This is a genomic window from Nonomuraea lactucae (assembly GCF_003313395.1).
Classification (GTDB): Bacteria; Actinomycetota; Actinomycetes; order Streptosporangiales; family Streptosporangiaceae; genus Nonomuraea; species Nonomuraea lactucae.
This window is the reverse complement of sequence record NZ_QNFZ01000479.1, coordinates 1-1,254: the sequence shown is the minus strand read 5'-3', so window position 1 is coordinate 1,254 and position 1,254 is coordinate 1. Positions and strand designations below refer to the sequence as shown.

1 protein-coding gene is annotated in these 1,254 nt (G+C 70.4%); it reads right to left on the bottom strand.

What is annotated here, in order from left to right; all coding sequences use genetic code 11:
• Positions 1-748: 748 nt before the first annotated feature.
• Positions 749-1,254, bottom strand: a 506-nt coding sequence (locus tag DQW85_RS22810) for a Fic family protein (protein WP_113702184.1), incomplete at its 5' end; no start/stop codon positions are given.

Genomic DNA, 1,254 nt, shown 5'->3' with positions numbered 1-1,254 from the left:
GGGAGGCCGGGGGCTCGCGCCGCCACCGAGGGGCGCGCCGGGTGCGCGTCCACGCCGCGCGGGCGGGCAGCCGTACGCAAGCCGCGCGGACGGCCGTACACAAGCCGCGCAGACGGTCGTACACAAAAGGGGCGACCCCCGCCGGGGGGGAGAGCGGGGGTCGCCTGACCGGTCCGGCTCCGGGGGGGTAGAGCCGGTCCCGTTTCAGAAGAAAGCTTTCATCCTTGACCAGAGCATGGCAAGAGACCTGCAAAGCAATCCTGCGTAGAGTCACTCCAGTTTCAAGAGATCCTCCCGTATGCTGCCCGATCGCATCGAGTTTCGTCGAGCAGCAATCTCGCTTTTCCGCCAAGTTTTTTCGTCACTTCATAACGATCACATAAAGCCGGTGACTGTGAGTGATCATCACAGGTTGATAACCTCCGCCCCCCGGCGGTCCGTCGGCGCGGGAGGCCCGAGTTGGCAAAGGTCTTGTTCCCAGGGGTTCCCATCAGGGCGAATCCGACGTACAAAGGTGACACGGACCACTTGTCCGGGTGCGTCAGCCGGGCACCCACGCGCGACCAGCCGCGGGAGGCGCGTCGTGACGGGCTTGACCCGGTCCGACGAATAGAGGTGCACGCTTGGTAACCCGGCGTGACGCACCGGCAGACGGCGTCTCATCCCCGAGGCGCCGTCCGCTATGTCAGCTGGCGCCCCCGATGCGCTTCAGCTCAGAGCGGAAACGGCAGCCGCCGTGCCAGCCAGGTCAGCCGCGTTGGAGGGCCTCGCAGATCGCCGTCGCCTCCCGTACGCCAAGGGTCACCGCGGAGGCGCACTGCCTCACCCACCGCGCCACGCCGTCCTCCGTGCCCGTCAGGTAGGCGCGGAGCCCGTCGGCGTACGGCTCCTCCAGGTGGCCCACCTCGACGGCGGCCAGCGACTTGGGGTCCAGGCCGTACTCGACGAGCGTGAGCCGTTCGGCCGCCCGCGCCACGACCCCGTCGGCGGTGCCGAACGGCCGGACGGTGGCCAGTTCGGCGTGGACTACGGCGGCCAGCACGATCGCGGGGGCCTTGGTCGGCGCGCCGAGCAGCCCGAACAGTCCTTCCATCCGCGCCACGGCCTCTTGGGCGCCGGGCGCGTCGCCGAGGCCCAGCTGATCGGGCGCGTCGTCCCGAGCGCGTGGACGGCCCAGTTCGGGCCGGTCGGCGAGGCCGGCGGCCGCGACCGTGTGCAGGCGGGCGAGCACCTGCCGGGGGGCCTTGCGCCAGG